We start from the raw sequence: 17,883 nt of genomic DNA, 5'->3' as shown, positions 1-17,883 counted from the left end.
TAAATGGCTAGTAAATTCTACTTAGAAAAGTTAAGCAAAAAGGCAAAAGCTGAACAAGGCAGACCATGGATATATACAGATGAAATTAAAGAATATGATGGTGAATACCAAAATGGAGACATAGTTGAAGTTTATAACCACAAACATTTCTTTATAGGTAAAGGATACATAAATGATGCAAGTAAAATTGCTATAAGAATAATGACAAGAGACATAGACGAAGAAATAAATGAAGAATTCTTCAAAAAAAGATTTAAAGCTGCATGGGATTATAGAAAAACTGTAATTGATACATCATCTTGTAGATTTATATTTGGAGAGGCTGATTTCCTTCCAGGACTTACAGTTGATAAATTTGAAGACTATTACGTAATACAAATTTCTACTTTAGGTATGGATAAATACAGAGATATAGTAACAAAAATATTAGTTGAAGAATATAATGCTAAAGGTGTTTACGAAAGAAGCGACCTTAAAACTAGAGAAATAGAAGGGTTAGAACAGACTAAAGGATTTTTAACAGAACCTTTTGATACTAATATTCAAATTATAGAAAACGGAGTTAAATATATTGTAGATTTAGAAAATGGTCAAAAGACTGGTTTCTTCTTAGACCAAAAAGAAAATAGAGCTGCAATACATAGAATTTGCAAAGGAAAAGATGTTCTAGATTGCTTTACTCATACTGGATCATTTGCATTAAATGCTGGAATAGCTGGAGCAAAGTCAGTACTTGGTATTGATGTATCACAGCATGCAGTTGATTGTGCAACTAGAAATGCTGAACTTAATGGACTTCAAGATACAGTTAAATTTGAATGTCATAACGCTTTTGATGTATTATCTTCTTGGTCAAAAGAAGGAAGAAAATTTGATGTTGTAATATTGGACCCTCCAGCCTTTACAAAATCAAGAGATACAATAAGTGGTGCAAAAAGAGGCTATAAGGAAATTAACCTTAGAGGATTAAAAATGGTTAAACCGGGTGGTTATTTTGTTACATGCTCATGCTCTCACTACATGGCAGAAGATTTACTAAAATCTACAATTGCTGAAGCTGCGCATGATTCACATAGAACATTAAGACAAATAGAGTTTAGAACTCAATCATCAGATCACCCAATACTTTGGAATTCTGATGAATCATATTATCTAAAATTCTTTGTGTTCCAAGTAGTTTAATAAATTATATTCATGATTAATATTTACAATTTTTAATAATTACATATTTTTAATAGATAATTATAATAACAACGATTTTGTTAACAGTATGTTAATTGATTATAGGCTTTTATCGGGGTATAATTAATTCATAAGATTTTTTCGGAAAATGATTATCCGTTAATATTAATTGTACATATTTAAGGAGGAGTTAGTTATGAAAAGTTTAAAAGGAACAAAAACAGCTGAAAATTTAATGAAATCTTTCGCAGGGGAATGTCAAGCTAGAACAAGATATACTTATTTTGCTAGTGCAGCATTAAAAGAAGGTTATCACCAAATATCAAATATCTTCATGGAAACTGCTGAAAATGAAAAAGAACATGCTAAGAGATTCTATAAATTCTTAAAGGATGATTTCCAAGGAGAAGGAATTGAAATCAATGCATCATATCCAGTAGAATTACCTGCTGATACAAAGACAAACTTAATCTTTGCAGCTGAAGGTGAACATGATGAAAACTCAAATCTTTATCCTACATTTGCTAAAGTAGCTGAAGAAGAAGGATTCCCTGAAGTTGCTGCTGCATTTAGAATGATTGCTAAAGCAGAAATAGCACATGAAACTAGATACAGAAAATTAGCTGCAAACATAGAAAATGGAAAAGTATTTAAGAGAGACTCAGCTGAAACTTTATGGAAATGTGGAAACTGTGGATTCATATTTGAAGGTGCTGAAGCTCCAGTTAAGTGTCCAGCTTGCTTACACCCTCAATCATACTTTGAATTATTTGTAGAAAACTACTAAAATATAAATATATTTAATTAAAGAAGCTACCCTAATTTAGGGTAGCTTTTTTAATTATAGAAAGGATTCAGCTCTTCTTTAAATTCCCATGCTAAACAGTTCTTTGGATATCCAAACTTAGTTAAATCCCCAACTCTTAAAAATTGTTTTTTAGAATTAGAATCTAAAAATCCATCTCTTATTAATTCTAATATATCTTTAACTCTGTCTCTGTAAACCTTTTTATTTGTAATGCAAGGCTCTCCCCATGCAGCAATTATTATATCACTCTCACTTATACATTCTTTAATAATATCATTGTTTATATATAAGTTTTCTGTATAATTTTCATCCCTTATATCAACTTCATATGCTGAAAATAAATTAGCTATAACTATCTTATTTACTCCATTTATAAAGCTTTTATAAGATTTTTCATTAAGGTATTTCAATATTTTCTTAAAAGTTTTACTACATCCTCTACTATCTATTCTTTTAGGATAATTAGAAATTATAAGTATGGTATCCCCCTCACTTGAAACATCAATACTTATTTTATAACAATTGCTTTCAGAAGAGTCTTCTAACACTTTTATATTATTTTTTTTGATACACTTAGGATACTTACACCTACCCATACCTTTCCCCTCAAAAATTCTTACTACCCTTTATAGGGTTAATTTATTCTATAATATGTCCATCTTTATATTCTGGAACAATATCAGTAATATTTTTTTTCATACAATATAAGATATCATCCATAAGGTTTAAATCTTCCATTACTCCATAATGTCTTGCATTCTTTATAAAACTCTCTATTCCGGTATTATTTTCATATATATAATTTGCAGTTTTAGCTATATCAGTAAGATATAGTTTAGAACTCATCTTAAGCATCTTATTAATCATATATCCTGCACATATGAAGTCATCCATTGAAAATTGTCCATTTGTTCCTGCATTTACTATAACAACATCATCTCCAAGCTCTATTAATTTTTTAGCTACCGCTTTTCCATTAATCATAGCTCCAACCAATACTCTTTTAGCCTTAGAACATTCTGTTAGTGTTCTAGTACCATTTGTTGTTGTCATTATTACTGTTTTACCTTTAACTACGTCCTCTGTATATTCTAAAGGAGAGTTTGATAAATCAAAGCCTTCTATTTTAACTGCTTTTCTTTCCCCCCCAAGGACACATTGTCCACTTTTAAATTCTGTGCTTTTCTCTCTTGCTTCTTCAACAGTTAAGTAAGGTATTACTTCCTTACATCCATTCATAAATGCAGTTGTTATAACACTTGTTGCTCTAAGCATATCAATAACAACTACGACCTTATCCCTTAATAAATTCTCTTCTATATGATCTGCTGAAATAATAATATCTATATTCATAAAACGCCTCCACTTTAAATCTATATAACACAAAAAACCCCTAAGGGCTTTTTATGTTATAAAAATATATTTAATTATTTATCATTAGTTTCCCTAAATTCTTTTCCTTGATATATCTCATTGTCTATTAAAGCTTTATCTATAGCATTTAATATCTCCCACTTTTTAAGGCTCCATATAGGCCCTATTAAAAGATCCCTTGGTGCATCTCCAGTTAATCTATGAACTATCATATCTTCTGGAATTATAGCTATGGACTTACATATTAAGTCTATATAATCATCCTGTGATACAAATTCAAGCTCTCCTCTTTCATATAACTTAACCATAGGAGTATTCTTCATTAAATGTAGAAGATGAAATTTAATTCCTTTTGATCCTGAATGTGCTATATAGTCTACACTCTTTAGCATATCTTCTTTTGTTTCACCAGGAAGTCCAAATATACAATGAGTTACAAAATCGATATTTCTTTCCTTTAATCTTTTTATAGCATCTTCATATACTTCTAATTTATATCCTCTATTTATTTTTCTTGCTGTCTCATCAGATACAGTTTGAAGTCCAAGTTCTACCCAAACATATATATCTTTATTTATCTCTTCTAATAAATCTAATACATCATCACCCAAACAGTCTGGTCTAGTTGCAATAGCAAGTGCAACTACACCTTCTTGGCTTATAGCTTCTTCATACTTTCTTCTAAGCTCTTCGACTGGTGCATATGTATTTGTAAAAGCTTGAAAATAGGCAATATACTTACCTTCTTTCCACTTTTTATTCATCATCTCTTTTATATCACAAAATTGCTTATCTATTGATAAAACTCTATTTCCAGCATAATCTCCTGACCCACTTTCACTACAGAAAAGGCAACCACCTATACTTATAGTTCCATCTCTATTTGGACAAGAAAATCCTCCATCTAACGATATTTTAAATACTTTTTCGTCAAATTTATTTCTTAGGAAATAGTTTAAGCTGTGATATCTTTTTCCATTCCATTCTTTCACCATGATTTCCTCCATTGTTATTTCTCTTTTATACTATAATATCATAAGTGAAATTTTATTTCCTATTACATTTTTTCAATGGTTTCTTTTACTAAATCTATTTCATAATTTCCAAGGATTTCTTGAGATGCATTACCTTTGTCTCCTGCTGTAACATTAATTATAATATTATTTTTTGTTGCCTTTACATATTCAATATTATATTTATCTATTGGGAATATTTTATCAAATTCTATTGGCAACAAGTCTCCTTCAGGGTTTTTGTATATCTTTAGTCCTAATGACGTTCCATTCACCTTTGCGTATTGAACTATTAAAAAACCTTCTTCTTCATTAAACATCATTCTTTTAACTTGACTATCTTCTAAAACATCATATGCAGATATTTTTTGTGCAATAGGCTTTTCTAATGCTTTTTTTAACGCATTTTCATTTAATCCACCACCAGTACTACTTCCGCCACCAGCATTTCCGTCTTGTGCTACTCTTTCATCTGATACTCTTGCACTACTTTCAATACTAGCCTCTTCAATAATAGCAACTCCAATAAAACTATTTTTTCCATCCGTTGTACTTATTGCTATATTGCTACCCTTATAACTTATCCCTATTGCAGAATATCTATCTTTTGGTACAGTAACTTTTTTTATAACCGGTATTTGCCCCTTTGGATAAATTTCTAAAGGCAAATCTTTTAATCTAAGTATTAATTGACTACTTCCTGTTCCCTTTGTTAGTACCCTAAGTTCATCCTTGTCATGGTATACTTCTTTAACATTATCACTTTTAACATCTGCAACTTTATACTCCTCTCCAGACTTAACTATCTTTAAAGTTACCATATCTAAATCTGCATCTGATAAATGGCCATTTGTTCTAGAACAAAAAAATACAATATATGAACTCATCCCAGTCTCAGTTACATTTCCAGGCTGAAAAGCCACAATAGGCATATTAGATAGCTCTTTTATCTTATTACTAGCTGCAAGTTCTGGAGTCGATATAGCATTGGCTCCTGATATATCACTTGCCTTAAGCCTCTCCATATACTGAATCCCTTTTTCTTTTGCAATTTGAGTATTGAATCTCTGCTGTACTTCAACCTTTTCCTCTTTTGCCTTACATCCAACTATACATAAAATAAATATTATAAATATTATAAATAATCTCTTCTTTTTCAAAAAACTCACTCCTCTTTAGTGCTACTTAATCTCCTATTAGTTTTCCTTAGAAAATTTACCTTATTCACTTATAAATAGAATAAATCTTAAGTATACTTTGTATATTTGATATTAAGAGTATTTATAAGGAGGTATATCTTGAAAAAAGAATGGATTAAAGTATTTCAAGTGGCAGTTGTTTTTATAGGAACAGTTGTTGGTGCTGGTCTTGCTTCCGGAAAAGAAATAACACAATTTTTTACATCTTTCGGTATAGCAAGCTTTATATCTATAATTATTTGTGGATTATTTTATATTGCAATGGGGACTATAATTTCAAAAATAAGTATCAAATATAAACTAGAGTCCTATGGAGATGTTATTCATAAAATTAGTCCAAACTTTTTTGGGAAAATTACAGGAGGTATAACAACAATTTATTTAATATCAAGTGCATCTATAATTCTTGCAGGTAGCGGAGCACTTATTAATCAATTTTTTGGAATTCCTAAAATAGTTGGTACTTTAATTATGATTGCAGTTTCTATATTCTTCTTACTTAGAGGTACAAATGGATTAATAGAGGTCAACTCTTTCATAGTTCCAACCTTGATATTTACGATATCAACTATTACGATACTTTATTTTATACTTTGTCGTGATGCTATAACATTTGAAAACATATTAAGCTTTACACCTAAAAAAGAAAGTGGACTTGCTGTATCAACAATTCTTTATGCAGGCTATAATATATTATGTTGTTGTGGTGTTTTAGTACCATTAAGTACAAGTATAAAGAAGACTAAGACTATGTCTTTAGGTGTTGTATTTGGTGCATTAGGCCTTACATTACTTTGCCTAATGATAAATTTATTACTTATAATAAATCAACCCTACATTTACACCCTTGAAATACCGTTATTATTTGTAGCAAAACGATTTAGTACAATCTTGCAAGCACTTCTTCTTATGGTTATACTTTTAGAAATGTTCTCAACAGAGGTTTCTGATGTATATTCTATAAGTAAAACATTAGAAAAAACCTTTAAGATAGGATTTAAAAAAGGGATACTATTAGTATTATTAATAGCACTTCCAATATCACAAATAGGCTTTGGTAATCTTATATCGACTTTATACCCACTATTTGGAATGTTGAGCTTAATTTTTATTTCTCAATGCTTAATATTCTATTTTAAAAATAGAAAAACATTAAATTCTTAATATTTTTCAGATAAATGACCATTTCTTATTTAATATAGAAATGGTCATTTACCTTATTGATTAAGTTCTGCTATTTTAGTAACTCCAACATATATTTCTGAAATTTTATACCATGTTTTATAATCTACTACTCCTGTTTTTGGTAATCCAAATATACCTTGGAATACCCTTACTTGCTCTGCCGTACTTTCTCCGTATATACCATCCTCAGCTACTTTAGGTATTAATGGATAATTTCTAGCTATTCTATTTAAATATTCTTGTGTTACTCGAACTGGTTCTCCTCTTGAGCCAACAGTTAAGTCATATCCTGGGTAAGATTGAGGACTTCCTTTAACAATTTCCGCTGTAGTAAGCTCAATATTACTTCCATAATAGCGAGTTAATATATCATATGGAGCTACCCCTTGATCTCCAAGCGCCTTACTCCCCCATTGACTAAGCCATTCTGGACAAATAACATTCTTTCCATCACAATATTGAGTTAAGAGCGGTTGCTTTCTTCCTATTCTTCTTACGTATGTTGAAAAAATTTCATCTACTATATCGCCTATATTTTCATATACATTACGACCAAAATTAAATGCATGATCATAAGCTGTTGAATTAGTAATATCAAAATTCTTACCTTTTGATCTATACCATTCTGTGTAAATTCTATTTAATGTAAATGATATAATACAAAATATATTAGCTCTTATTGTATTACTTGACCATGTTGAATATATTTCACTTGAAGCAACATTTTTGATATAGTCCTTATAAAGAACTCTATGATTTCTGCCAGGTGCATTAGGTCCACCCTCATGAACTATGATATATTCTGGTACAACAGGCTTTGGTAATACTACCCCACTAGATGGTGGTGGTAGTGGCTTATCTACCTCTTCAGGAATCTTTCTTGGGAAATTACCATTAAGTCTATTCGGTGGTATATTTATAATTTCTGCTCTGCTTGCTCTAGCTGTAGATATCTCTGATAAATTACACTTTTGATAAGCTGTTTCTCTAGGAAATATCTGACACCCATTAACTACGAATGGTTGAAATCCATCTCTTTCAATTGTTATATTGCATAAGCTATATGGTAAGCCCTGTTGATTAGGATTTTGTGAATTCTCAAACGGAGGCGCGTCTAGTCGTATTGTTTGAGTAAGTCCAGAGGAATCAGTAACTAATTGAACCTGAGTCGATGTCCCATATTGGGGAGTTACAGTCGCTTTACACCCCTCTACAGGGATATAATCATCTCCACTAAAACACTGAATTTTTAAACTTCCTTTATCAGCCATAAAATGCTCCTTAATATTTCTTTTATAAATAATTTATGCCTTTTTATCTTCATTGGTGAAATCATTTGGTTTCCTTATAAATAAATTTCCTACATAAAATTCATCATATATATCGTTTCTATAAGTCCTACTTCTAATATTATTAAATACACCCTGCATATCAATGGTTCCATAGCCCCATTCACGATTTGGATATACATCTCCTTCCCTCTTTCCAGCTCCCCTTGTTAGGTATGTCTTCATCTTTACAGAATACATAGTGGGATCATTTCCATCTACTATTCCCCATTGAAGCAATTGGGCACAACATCCAGCAACAACCCCTCCTGCGATAGATGACCCAGATGCAACTTTAGTACCTCCGCCTGGTGATAGTACTACTGCATTTATTCCCCCTGCTGCTATATCCGGCTTTATTCTTCCATCCCTAGTATATCCTCGCCCCGATTTTCCCACTGTAGCATTATTATTTTGATTATAATATGCAACAGATATGGCTCTACGTGCTGTTGATGGAAGTGTTAGTGTAGTATATTGATTTGAGTTTAAAAATCTTGTACCCTCTTGAAGTAAATCCTTTTGAGGTATCCAAGAATAACATCTTCCATCAACTATATAATCTCCTGTTAATTTAAATTGCCATATTCCTTCTCTTAAGTTTTCTGCTTTTATTATTATTAACTCATCCCCTGTTTGCTCTTCTGGAATTGAATACTGTATAAACATCCTTGTCCCCTCAAAAACAAACTTTATTTCCTCAGTCTGATTCAATTTTGCTGGTATTTTTTCTATAATTTCTCCAGAAGGTGATACTATCGATAAAGATACTTTATCAGGACTATTTGCCCATATCTCAAAGTATAATTCTGTTTGATTAGGAGCTACCCTAAGCTCCATTGTAGCTGTATCTCCTGTTGCTGTTATAGTGGATACAGTATGTGTATCTGCATCTCCTTGATTCCCTGTTGTTGTAACTACAACAAGTCCTCTTCGCTTAGATATATCATCTATATACCTCTCTACAATAGAAGTTCCATCATGAGATCCTATATTAGTTCCAACTGGAATATATATTACAACAGGCATATTTCTACTTCTAGCTTCATTTAATATATATCTTATTGCTAATATCATATCTGTATTTTCATATCTTCCAACCCCTGGTGTAGTTACCCCAAAATTCCTTAAATATGCTTGGGATGCTTCCTTTAATTTTACTATTACAAAACTACAGTCTGGTGCTGCACCTACAAGTTCAGGATTCTTTCCTCTTGCCCCAGCAAGTCCTGCTACCATAGTTCCGTGTCCTATTTCATCCCTGCTTTTAACAATAGAGTACGGATCTCCTCCACCTAGTCCCACACTTATTGCATTATTAATCTGTTCTTCTGAATATACTATTCCATATTGAGCAAAGCTTTCTGTAACTCCATCTATAATACTTTGGTCCCATAATGATAATATTCTCGTTTTATTATCTTCTCTAGTAAATTCTGTATTCATATAATCAATCCCAGTATCGAGTATGCCTACTAATACGCCTCTCCCATTTAATCCGAGATAAGGATTTTTGTGAAAAATTGGTGAATTGGATGCATATACTGGAGATATATCATTAAGTGTGTAAACCGGGGATTGTTCTACAAATACAATCTCTGGTACTTCAGACGTTATTTTGTCTATCTCATTATCAGGTGCCGTTATTACTGCAAAATTTTCGTCTAATATTATTACTTTCGCATTTGGATATGCATCTATTGCTTTCTGAATATCGCCTGCATATTCAATTATTTTCCGCCTTATCTCTTGCCTATTTAGATCTTCAAGACCTCTTTCAACTCTAGGTAAACCTACTTCATTCCTCAATATCTCAAGTGCATTATATGCGCATACGGTTCCATATCCCCATAAAGGATTAGGATAGGTTACACTTGGTCTATCTCTTTTCGCTCCTCTAACTAGATAATTCTTTAACCGTTCCCCATATAGGAATTTATCATTATCTTTTACTATTCCCCATTGCATAAATAATGCAGCTATACCTGTAACATGAGGTGCTGCCATAGAAGTCCCTGTTTTAGCATCAAAATTATTATAAGGAACGGATGAGATTATCCCTTCCCCAGGGGCTATAAGCTCTGGTTTTGTATATGCTGGATCTCCAATTGCTCCTCTTCCACTAAAACTCGATATAGTATTAGTTATATAATTATAACTTCCAACTGATATCACATTACTAACTGTTGCTGGTATTCCTAATGTATTAAAAAGTGTTGGTCTTAAAAACTTTGTATTTTTATTAAGTCCTTCTGATACAGGCATCCATATATCATAATTTCCTCTATACTCATTCAAAACATTTAATCTTATTTTCCACTCACCTGCAATAAGATATTCTCCCCCTGAAATGAATGCTATAACTACTTCTCCAAGCAAATCAAAAGGTTTGGGTCCTGACATATAAAATACAATTCTATCTCCATCTAAATTAATTTCATTTAATCCTTGACCTATTTTCATTGCTCCACTTACTCTACCTGTTGGATTTGTTATTTGAACATTTATCGCTGACAAAATATCATGGTATAAAGCTAATTCTACAGATGGCTCATCATCTGCAATATTTATTGATATTGTTTGCTCACCTCTAAGTTCTCCTCCAACATGATGTGAAGCATCACCCTCATTACCTGCTGCTATAACTATAGTTATTCTTTCCAAATCACAGACCGTACTTATATATTTTTCTAATAGTGATTGACCATTATGTGCACCATCATTAGTGCTTAAACTTATATTTACAACTAAAGGCATTTTAAGTTCCTTGCTCCTATCGACCAAAAACTTAAGTCCTCTTAATATTTGAGTACTAAGGGCGAACCTTCCTCGATTTGCTTTTACCATCATTATAGAACTCTTAGGTGCTACCCCATAATTAGCTACCGGAATTCGTCCTCCAGCACACGCTATTCCCGCAACATGAGTTCCATGCTCTGCTAAATCAATTGATGGAACTATACTAGATGGATCTTCATTTAATATAGCCTCATTTATTGTTGCTTTATTATATATAGTTCCACCTAAACTTAAATCATAAATATACTCTATTCTTGTAGTACCATCAGTATTTCTAAATGCAGGATGCATATAATCTATTCCAGTATCTATAAATCCTACAACAACACCTTCTCCATCTACACTGTAACTGGACTGTGCTTCTGGTATACAAGCTGCTCTATTGCTGTTTATATCCGAAAAATATAAAGCTTTAGGTAATTCTATATATTGTATTTCATCTAAATCTTCTAATTGAGCTACTTTATCCACAGATATGGTCACTATTCCATACCCATACCCCAGGCTTTCATATTTTCCGCCTATACCATTCACAATTTGTGATATTCTATCCACACTTTCTCCACTTATTATTATAACTTCTATCGCATTTTCTCCATTAATCATATTCCCTTTAAATAAATTAAGTTTATTAATTGTATCCCTGCCTAATGCTCTATATAGTTCTAAGTAAGTATCTAACTTATTCTCCACCTCTAATTCACCTCGAGATTATTCTTATCATATACTTATTGTATGAAAGTATATGACTTTTGATAAAGGTGCTGTAAAAACATATATAAATAAAAAGAAAGTACATCCATAGATGTACTTTCTTTTTATTTATAACTTAATTTCTACTCTATCTAATTTTGCTACTACCTTCATATTTCTAACTTCAACAGTCTCAGTCATAGCACTTCCTCTGTTGCTCATAAGTAATACTTTAGAATTATCTAGTCTTCTAACTTCTCTTATTTTAGTTTCTCCCTTGTAATTAACTAAGTAAAAACCATTTTGATTAAGTTCAGTAACTAAGTGTCCAAATACTAAGTCTCCCCTTAGCATTCTAAATCCACTCATTTCATCATCAGAAACTTCTAAATATATTACCTTATCTTGAGGATAACCTTCAACCTTATTTGAATGTATAGGCAATTCCTTATGTCCCTTAACATTTTTTAATTCATAATCATATATAGGAACATTCTTTAAAACTGAAGAAAAAGCATTTTCCCAAACTTCATTTGATTTATTATCTTTTTTAAAGCTAGGTCTAGATTCTTTAGCTACTCTCTTTTCTTCCATTAAATCTTCATCAGTAACTACCATATTGATATCATTTAAATCAGTATTTAGAACCTTTGAAGCTTTATTTATAAAACTTTCTTGAGCAACTTTTCTTCCCATTTCAACTTCATTTATATACTTTTCAGAAACACCAAGCTTCTTAGCTAATGCTTTTTGAGGTATATTAGCTTTAAGTCTAGCTTCCTTAATTCTATCTCCAACTCTACTCAAGACTATTACTCTCCTTTTTGCTGTTTTCTATACCATTCTCTCTCTTCTAAAAGGTGTGTAATTAGGTACTTAAATGACCAATTACGTGATACAGGTGTTACTACTGCTAGTACTCCATCCTTTACAGCTCTTCTTATTTTCTTTATTAAAATTTGAACTTCACCATCTGAGAATCCATTAAATAATATTACCTTCTCATCTGGCATTTCAACTATTTCAATAACTTCTTCATTAACAATGCCTGAAGCTATTTCATGAACTTTAAGTTCTACCATTTCTGGTTTTATTTCAATAACTTTTGCTAATAATCTTAATGAATTTATTTCATCTTTTGATAAGCCATGTACTAATAATGATTTATTATTATTCATTTAGCCACCTCTTACTCTTCTATTACTTTAGGTTCTTTTGCTGAGTAATCTCCAAGGTCTACAGTAACCTTTTTAATTCTTTGGTCTTCGTATGGTCTATCTCCACGATCTCTTGGCTCTTTAACTATTTTATCGGCAACTTCCATTCCTTCTATAACCTTACCAAATGAAGCATATTGTCCATCTAAGTGTGGTGCATCTGCAACCATTATAAAGAATTGGCTACCAGCTGAATCTGGATGCATAGCTCTAGCCATTGATAAAACACCTTTAGTATGTTTTAAATCATTTTTAAATCCGTTTCTTGAGAACTCTCCTTTTATTGAGTATCCTGGGCCACCCATTCCTGTTCCTTCTGGGCATCCTCCTTGGATCATGAATCCTGGAATTACTCTATGGAATATTAAATCATCATAGAATCCCATATTTATTAAATGTATAAAGTTATCAACTGTAGTTGGAGCTATTTCTGGGTATAATTCTGCTTTTATAACTCCTCCGTTTTCCATTTCTATTGTTACTATTGGATTTTTCATATAAATTCTCCTTTCAAAACTAAAACCTATTAACTATTATTATCCAAAAAATTCATATAAATTCATATACTTCTTAAGATAATATTTTGTTCTATATAATGAAATTATATCTCATTTATACCTATTAAACAATTACTATAGCCTATAGTATATTTTCATTAAAGAATTTAAATAAAACATACATTAAATAATCTTTTATATTTAATTTAAACTCTTTTCAGCATTCTTTCTTCCTTTAATCACTTCAATAACCGCTGGTAAAATTGATATTAAAATTATAGCTATTATAACAAGTGAGAAATTATTTGCAACAAATGGTATATTCCCAAAAAAGAATCCTAATAAAGATGCTGTTACTACCCAAAGTAATCCACCAATGGCATTGAAAGTTATAAATTGCTTATAATGCATTGACCCTATCCCTGCCACAAAAGGTGCAAATGTACGAACTATTGGAATAAATCTCGCTATTACAATAGTTTTTCCTCCATATTTATCATAATAAGCATTTGTTTTATCTATGTATTCTCTTTTTATAAACCTTGAATCTCCACGATTTAATAGCCTCTGCCCTAGATGTTTTCCTATATTATAATTTATAGTATCTCCAAGTATTGCAGCTACTGATAAAGAAATTAATAGTATCCAAATATTAAGTGATCCTATTGCTGCAAAGGCTGCTGCTGCAAATACTAATGAATCACCTGGTAAAAATGGTGTTACAACTAATCCTGTTTCACATAAAATTATGAAAAATAATATAACATATACCAGTGTTCCATAATTATTAATTAATACTCCTAAGTACTTATCTAAGTGTAATACTATGTCTATTAGTCCACTTATTAAGTTCATCTTATCACTCCCTAAGCTAATTTTGCTCTAAGTTTTTATCGATTTTTTGTTTTCATAATTATTATAAATGTATTATGTTAATTATTGATTAAGTAATTATAATATTAATAGATTCTTATAAAATTTATTAATGCTATAAAAGTAAAAAGACCACTATCTTAATATCAAAAAGATAGTGGCCTCTTATGGATTTTAATTAATATACTCATTCTATTACTCCATTTGTTAATTTAGGAAAGTAGTTCCCATTACAACTCTTGAAAAATCATTGTAGTTTGTTAAGTTCTTAACATTTATAGCATTAAAAATTGCTTCTCTTCCATTTTGATTTATTAATTCACTGAATAAGCATGTTAAGAATGTGCTTGGTATTCTGTCTAGTCCTTCAAAGTCTAAAACAACTTCATCATTTAAGTTCTGTTTTATTTGTTCTCTTAGTACTATAGCATCTTCAACAGCAAAATTTTCTCCTAAAAATTCTCTAACATTAATCATCATTACAATCACCTCATAAATTTATTTTTATCTTTATTAGTTTTCTTTTTTCAAATTTTCTGACAATTCTGTCTACATCTATAATATACCAACTTCCTATTTCTTTGTCAACTATTTAACAAAGTTTTTTTGAATTTTTTATCTTCTTAATTTAATATATTAAAAATTTCTAATATGGTTACTGTTTTTTAATATTAAATTTAATAAACCGCATGTATATAAAATACATGCGGTTTATTATAAATATTATTTCCTATATACCAAGTAATTTTTTACTAAGTTCTGTTACATCATCTCTTCCACAAGAATTATAAAATTCAACTGTTCCCTTTTCATTACTATCATTTATAAGATCAGCTTCTCTAAGCCTTCTCCTAAGTTCTCTTACAGTACCTTCTCCACCATCAATTATAGGAATATCCTTTCCTACTACTTCTGATAGACTCTCTATTATAAATGGATAATGAGTACAACCAAGGACTATAGCTGCTATATCTTTATCTTTGTATTCCTTAAATTTATCTTTAAGATAGTATTTAAGTTCTTCGCTATCTAAATCTCCATTTTCAATAAATTCTACTAATCCATCACAAGGCATTGGAGTTATAGTAGCCTGTTCTCCATAACTATCCATAAGCCTCTTGAATTTATTATGTGTTAATGTAAATGGAGTAGCCATTATTATAACATCTCCATCTCTATGTAATTCAACGGCTGGCTTAACTGCTGGCTCTATACCTACTATAGGAACATCTTCGTAGACCCTTCTAAGTTCTGCAACTGCTGCACTTGTTGCTGTATTGCAAGCTACTGCTATAGCTTTAGCTCCCTTATTTAATAAAAATTCAACTGCCTCAAATGTTAGATCTCTAACTTCCTTCATTTCTTTAACTCCATAAGGAGCATTTTTTGAGTCTCCAAAATATATGTAATTTTCATTAGGCATAAGTTTTAATGCTTCTCTCATCACGCTTAGCCCACCAACTCCTGAATCAAAAAAACCTATTGGTAATTGTTTCTTATTCAAAGCCTAATCACTCCACTCTTTTTCGTTTAAATTTATATACTACATATTCTATAACTTTAAGTAAAATAAATCTAGATTTACTTAGTTTATTTATTTCAAATATAAAATATAATTTTTTATTAAGTTTATTGACTGACGAGATATATTGTAGTAAAATCTTTCTAAGATTTGGATTACACGAACATTTAATGAAATGTTCACAATTTCATTCGACCCTACATTAAGAAAGGATGTGAAGCTATTCTAGATATAAATTAATATAAATTAATATAAATTAATATAAATTATCTAGAATTATACTATTATGATTGAAAATTTAATTTACACTATACCAAGCGATAAACATACTAAAAATGATATTATCGAGTTTATGTCTAAGAATCCTCAAATTAAATTTGTTTCTTTAGTCGGAATAGATTTATCAGGGAATGATACTGACGAAAAAATTCCTATGACCTTATTCTTAGATGATATCGACTCTTTCTTAAATGGCGTTGCTGTTCAAACTGACGGTTCTTCCGTTGTCCTTCCTGGAATTGCTACTCTTAATAACGCTAAAGTTGATATGATTGCAGACCTAGACTGTAATTGGTTCGTTGACTATAACTACGATAACGTAGACCCAATAACTAACAGACCTGTTGGTACTCTTAAAATCCCTTGTTTTTTATATCACGACAACAAACCTGTTGATTCAAGATATATCTTAAAATCATCCATTGAAACTTTCAAAAAATCTCTTTGGGAAGCATTTGATAAAAATCCTAGATTATTAGATACATACAATATAACTAAAGATGATGTAGAAGAAATTGTTCTTACTTCAGCTACTGAGTTAGAATTCTGGGTAAAGACACCAAATGATATAGCTCAAATAGAAGAATTATCAACTTCTCAAGTTTTGTGCGAGCAATACTGGACAAGAACAAAAGGTAATGTTAGAACAGCTTTAGAACAAACATTAGATTTAATGGATAAGTACGGATTTGAGCCAGAAATGGGTCATAAAGAAGTTGGTGGTGTTAGAGCTCAATTAGAAAGTTCAGGAAAATTCAATCATATAATGGAACAGTTAGAGGTTGACTGGAAATTCTTTTCAGCATTACAAGCTGCTGATAATGAATTATTTGTTAGAATATTAATCCAAGAAACATTCAGAAGAAACGGACTTGATGTAACATTCATGGCTAAACCAATAGATGGAGTTGCTGGATCTGGTATGCACACTCACCTAGGAGTTAGTGCTAAGTTAAAGGACGGAAGTAGAATTAACTTATTCCACGTTGGAAAAGAGCACTTCTTAAGTGAAATAGGATATGGAGCTGTAATGGGAGTACTTAAAAATTATGAAGTAATGAATCCATTTATTTCTTCAACTAATAATTCACTTAAAAGATTAAAACCTGGATTTGAGGCACCTATATGTACTGTTACATCCTTAGGATTAGCACCTGATAATCCTTCAAGAAATAGAACAATACTTATAGGATTAATAAGAGATCTTGATAAGCCTATGGCTACTAGATTTGAACTTAGATCACCAAATCCTCATACAAATACATATCTTGCTATAGCAGTTTCTTATACAGCTATGCTTGATGGTATATTATATGCTGCAAATTCTAATAAATCAAAAGATGATCTATTAAAAGAGTTATCAAAGAAACCTGGTGAAGATGCTGATTACCTAGAAAAGGGAAGAGCTTATAGAACTGAAGAAGATGTATTTGAAGATTTCACTGAAGAAGAAAGAAGCAAATACTTTGGAAAAGCTCCATCAACTGTATTTGAGAATTTAGCTCAACTTGAAGCTAATCCAGAAAAGGTTGATGTATTAAAGAAAAATCCAGTATTTACTGACAAAATAATAGAAAGCTTTAAAATAGCAGCACTAAGTAGATGGGCTACTGAAATAGAACATAGAGTAATAACTAATTATATGAAAGAAATAAGAGCTAGTAGAATTCTTCATGCCCCTGAAAAGGCTCTTGATTTAGATATTTCAAGATGGACAGAAATAAATAAGCTAAGACACACTTTACTTAAAGATACTTATAATAGTAAATCATTATTCACTAGCACTAAGGATGCATTTAAAAATAATGATTATGAATTAGCTTCAAGCTTATACTTGCAAATTGAAGATTCTATGAGTGAATTAAGAGAACTTTATTCATCATATGAAAAGAATTTATTAGACCTATAAATTTA

At 30.8% G+C, this 17,883-nt stretch carries 16 protein-coding genes; 4 read left to right on the top strand and 12 right to left on the bottom strand.

Annotated features, from left to right (window positions below; genetic code table 11):
• Nucleotides 1-3 precede the first annotated feature (3 nt).
• Nucleotides 4-1,182, top strand: coding sequence for a class I SAM-dependent rRNA methyltransferase (locus K5V21_RS11030; protein ID WP_221861304.1), 1,179 nt, complete (start codon nucleotides 4-6; stop codon nucleotides 1,180-1,182).
• A 196-nt stretch (nucleotides 1,183-1,378) separates the two neighbouring features.
• Nucleotides 1,379-1,969: a rubrerythrin gene (gene rbr, locus K5V21_RS11025; RefSeq protein WP_221861303.1), complete on the top strand. Its 591-nt coding sequence runs from the start codon at nucleotides 1,379-1,381 to the stop codon at nucleotides 1,967-1,969.
• 50 nt (nucleotides 1,970-2,019) lie between these two features.
• On the opposite strand, the gene K5V21_RS11020 is transcribed toward rbr, so the two are convergent.
• The 4 genes from K5V21_RS11020 to K5V21_RS11005 all read right to left on the bottom strand — a co-directional run bounded on the left by K5V21_RS11020 (nucleotide 2,020) and on the right by K5V21_RS11005 (nucleotide 5,537).
• On the bottom strand, nucleotides 2,020-2,586 hold the full coding sequence (locus K5V21_RS11020) for a DUF1643 domain-containing protein (RefSeq protein WP_221861302.1): 567 nt from the start codon (nucleotides 2,584-2,586) through the stop codon (nucleotides 2,020-2,022).
• 43 nt (nucleotides 2,587-2,629) lie between these two features.
• On the bottom strand, nucleotides 2,630-3,343 hold the full coding sequence (locus K5V21_RS11015; RefSeq protein WP_221861301.1) for a 2-phosphosulfolactate phosphatase family protein: 714 nt from the start codon (nucleotides 3,341-3,343) through the stop codon (nucleotides 2,630-2,632).
• Nucleotides 3,344-3,417: 74 nt separating this feature from the next.
• The gene (locus K5V21_RS11010; RefSeq protein ID WP_221861300.1) at nucleotides 3,418-4,359 is read right to left on the bottom strand and encodes a TIGR01212 family radical SAM protein; all 942 of its coding nucleotides are present in this window, start codon (nucleotides 4,357-4,359) and stop codon (nucleotides 3,418-3,420) included.
• A 62-nt stretch (nucleotides 4,360-4,421) separates the two neighbouring features.
• Nucleotides 4,422-5,537 (bottom strand): hypothetical protein, encoded by a 1,116-nt coding sequence (locus tag K5V21_RS11005; RefSeq protein WP_221861299.1) that lies wholly within the window; start codon nucleotides 5,535-5,537, stop codon nucleotides 4,422-4,424.
• Nucleotides 5,538-5,675: 138 nt separating this feature from the next.
• On the opposite strand from K5V21_RS11005, the gene K5V21_RS11000 reads away from it, so the two are divergent.
• A complete protein-coding gene (locus K5V21_RS11000) occupies nucleotides 5,676-6,740 on the top strand; it encodes a YkvI family membrane protein (RefSeq protein WP_221861298.1) in 1,065 nt (354 codons plus the stop codon).
• A 53-nt stretch (nucleotides 6,741-6,793) separates the two neighbouring features.
• On the opposite strand, the gene K5V21_RS10995 is transcribed toward K5V21_RS11000, so the two are convergent.
• From K5V21_RS10995 to murI, 8 genes are all read right to left on the bottom strand, one after another.
• The gene (locus tag K5V21_RS10995) at nucleotides 6,794-8,032 is read right to left on the bottom strand and encodes a peptidoglycan-binding domain-containing protein (RefSeq protein ID WP_221861297.1); all 1,239 of its coding nucleotides are present in this window, start codon (nucleotides 8,030-8,032) and stop codon (nucleotides 6,794-6,796) included.
• 33 nt (nucleotides 8,033-8,065) lie between these two features.
• Nucleotides 8,066-11,581: a S8 family peptidase gene (locus K5V21_RS10990; RefSeq protein WP_307495374.1), complete on the bottom strand. Its 3,516-nt coding sequence runs from the start codon at nucleotides 11,579-11,581 to the stop codon at nucleotides 8,066-8,068.
• A 129-nt stretch (nucleotides 11,582-11,710) separates the two neighbouring features.
• Nucleotides 11,711-12,388, bottom strand: a complete 678-nt coding sequence (locus K5V21_RS10985; RefSeq protein ID WP_221861296.1) for a helix-turn-helix domain-containing protein — start codon at nucleotides 12,386-12,388, stop codon at nucleotides 11,711-11,713.
• 5 nt (nucleotides 12,389-12,393) lie between these two features.
• A complete protein-coding gene (locus K5V21_RS10980; RefSeq protein ID WP_221861295.1) occupies nucleotides 12,394-12,759 on the bottom strand; it encodes a DUF3783 domain-containing protein in 366 nt (121 codons plus the stop codon).
• Nucleotides 12,760-12,770: 11 nt separating this feature from the next.
• Entirely contained in the window at nucleotides 12,771-13,295 is a 525-nt protein-coding gene (locus K5V21_RS10975; protein ID WP_221861294.1) for a peptidylprolyl isomerase, read from the bottom strand.
• A 201-nt stretch (nucleotides 13,296-13,496) separates the two neighbouring features.
• A complete protein-coding gene (locus K5V21_RS10970; protein ID WP_221861293.1) occupies nucleotides 13,497-14,150 on the bottom strand; it encodes a DedA family protein in 654 nt (217 codons plus the stop codon).
• 225 nt (nucleotides 14,151-14,375) lie between these two features.
• Nucleotides 14,376-14,648, bottom strand: coding sequence for an STAS-like domain-containing protein (locus tag K5V21_RS10965; RefSeq protein WP_204594154.1), 273 nt, complete (start codon nucleotides 14,646-14,648; stop codon nucleotides 14,376-14,378).
• A gap of 250 nt (nucleotides 14,649-14,898) precedes the next feature.
• Nucleotides 14,899-15,672: a glutamate racemase gene (murI, locus tag K5V21_RS10960; RefSeq protein ID WP_221861292.1), complete on the bottom strand. Its 774-nt coding sequence runs from the start codon at nucleotides 15,670-15,672 to the stop codon at nucleotides 14,899-14,901.
• A gap of 304 nt (nucleotides 15,673-15,976) precedes the next feature.
• Here murI and K5V21_RS10955 point away from each other — a divergent pair, with 304 nt between their 5' ends.
• Nucleotides 15,977-17,878: a type I glutamate--ammonia ligase gene (locus K5V21_RS10955; protein ID WP_221861291.1), complete on the top strand. Its 1,902-nt coding sequence runs from the start codon at nucleotides 15,977-15,979 to the stop codon at nucleotides 17,876-17,878.
• Nucleotides 17,879-17,883 lie beyond the last annotated feature (5 nt).

Source organism: Clostridium sardiniense, assembly GCF_019753795.1.
Classification (GTDB): Bacteria; Bacillota; Clostridia; order Clostridiales; family Clostridiaceae; genus Clostridium; species Clostridium sardiniense.
This window is presented reverse-complemented; position numbering and strand designations above follow the sequence as displayed.

What these genes read in the sequence shown, in the direction of transcription:
- K5V21_RS11030 (WP_221861304.1), top strand. Translation starts at nt 4, where the DNA reads ATGGCTAGTAAATTCTACTTAGAAAAGTTAAGCAAAAAGGCAAAAGCT.
- rbr (WP_221861303.1), top strand. Translation starts at nt 1,379, where the DNA reads ATGAAAAGTTTAAAAGGAACAAAAACAGCTGAAAATTTAATGAAATCT.
- K5V21_RS11020 (WP_221861302.1), bottom strand. Translation starts at nt 2,586, where the DNA reads ATGGGTAGGTGTAAGTATCCTAAGTGTATCAAAAAAAATAATATAAAA.
- K5V21_RS11015 (WP_221861301.1), bottom strand. Translation starts at nt 3,343, where the DNA reads ATGAATATAGATATTATTATTTCAGCAGATCATATAGAAGAGAATTTA.
- K5V21_RS11010 (WP_221861300.1), bottom strand. Translation starts at nt 4,359, where the DNA reads ATGGTGAAAGAATGGAATGGAAAAAGATATCACAGCTTAAACTATTTC.
- K5V21_RS10995 (WP_221861297.1), bottom strand. Translation starts at nt 8,032, where the DNA reads ATGGCTGATAAAGGAAGTTTAAAAATTCAGTGTTTTAGTGGAGATGAT.
- K5V21_RS10980 (WP_221861295.1), bottom strand. Translation starts at nt 12,759, where the DNA reads ATGAATAATAATAAATCATTATTAGTACATGGCTTATCAAAAGATGAA.
- K5V21_RS10975 (WP_221861294.1), bottom strand. Translation starts at nt 13,295, where the DNA reads ATGAAAAATCCAATAGTAACAATAGAAATGGAAAACGGAGGAGTTATA.
- K5V21_RS10970 (WP_221861293.1), bottom strand. Translation starts at nt 14,150, where the DNA reads ATGAACTTAATAAGTGGACTAATAGACATAGTATTACACTTAGATAAG.
- K5V21_RS10965 (WP_204594154.1), bottom strand. Translation starts at nt 14,648, where the DNA reads ATGATGATTAATGTTAGAGAATTTTTAGGAGAAAATTTTGCTGTTGAA.
- K5V21_RS10955 (WP_221861291.1), top strand. Translation starts at nt 15,977, where the DNA reads ATGATTGAAAATTTAATTTACACTATACCAAGCGATAAACATACTAAA.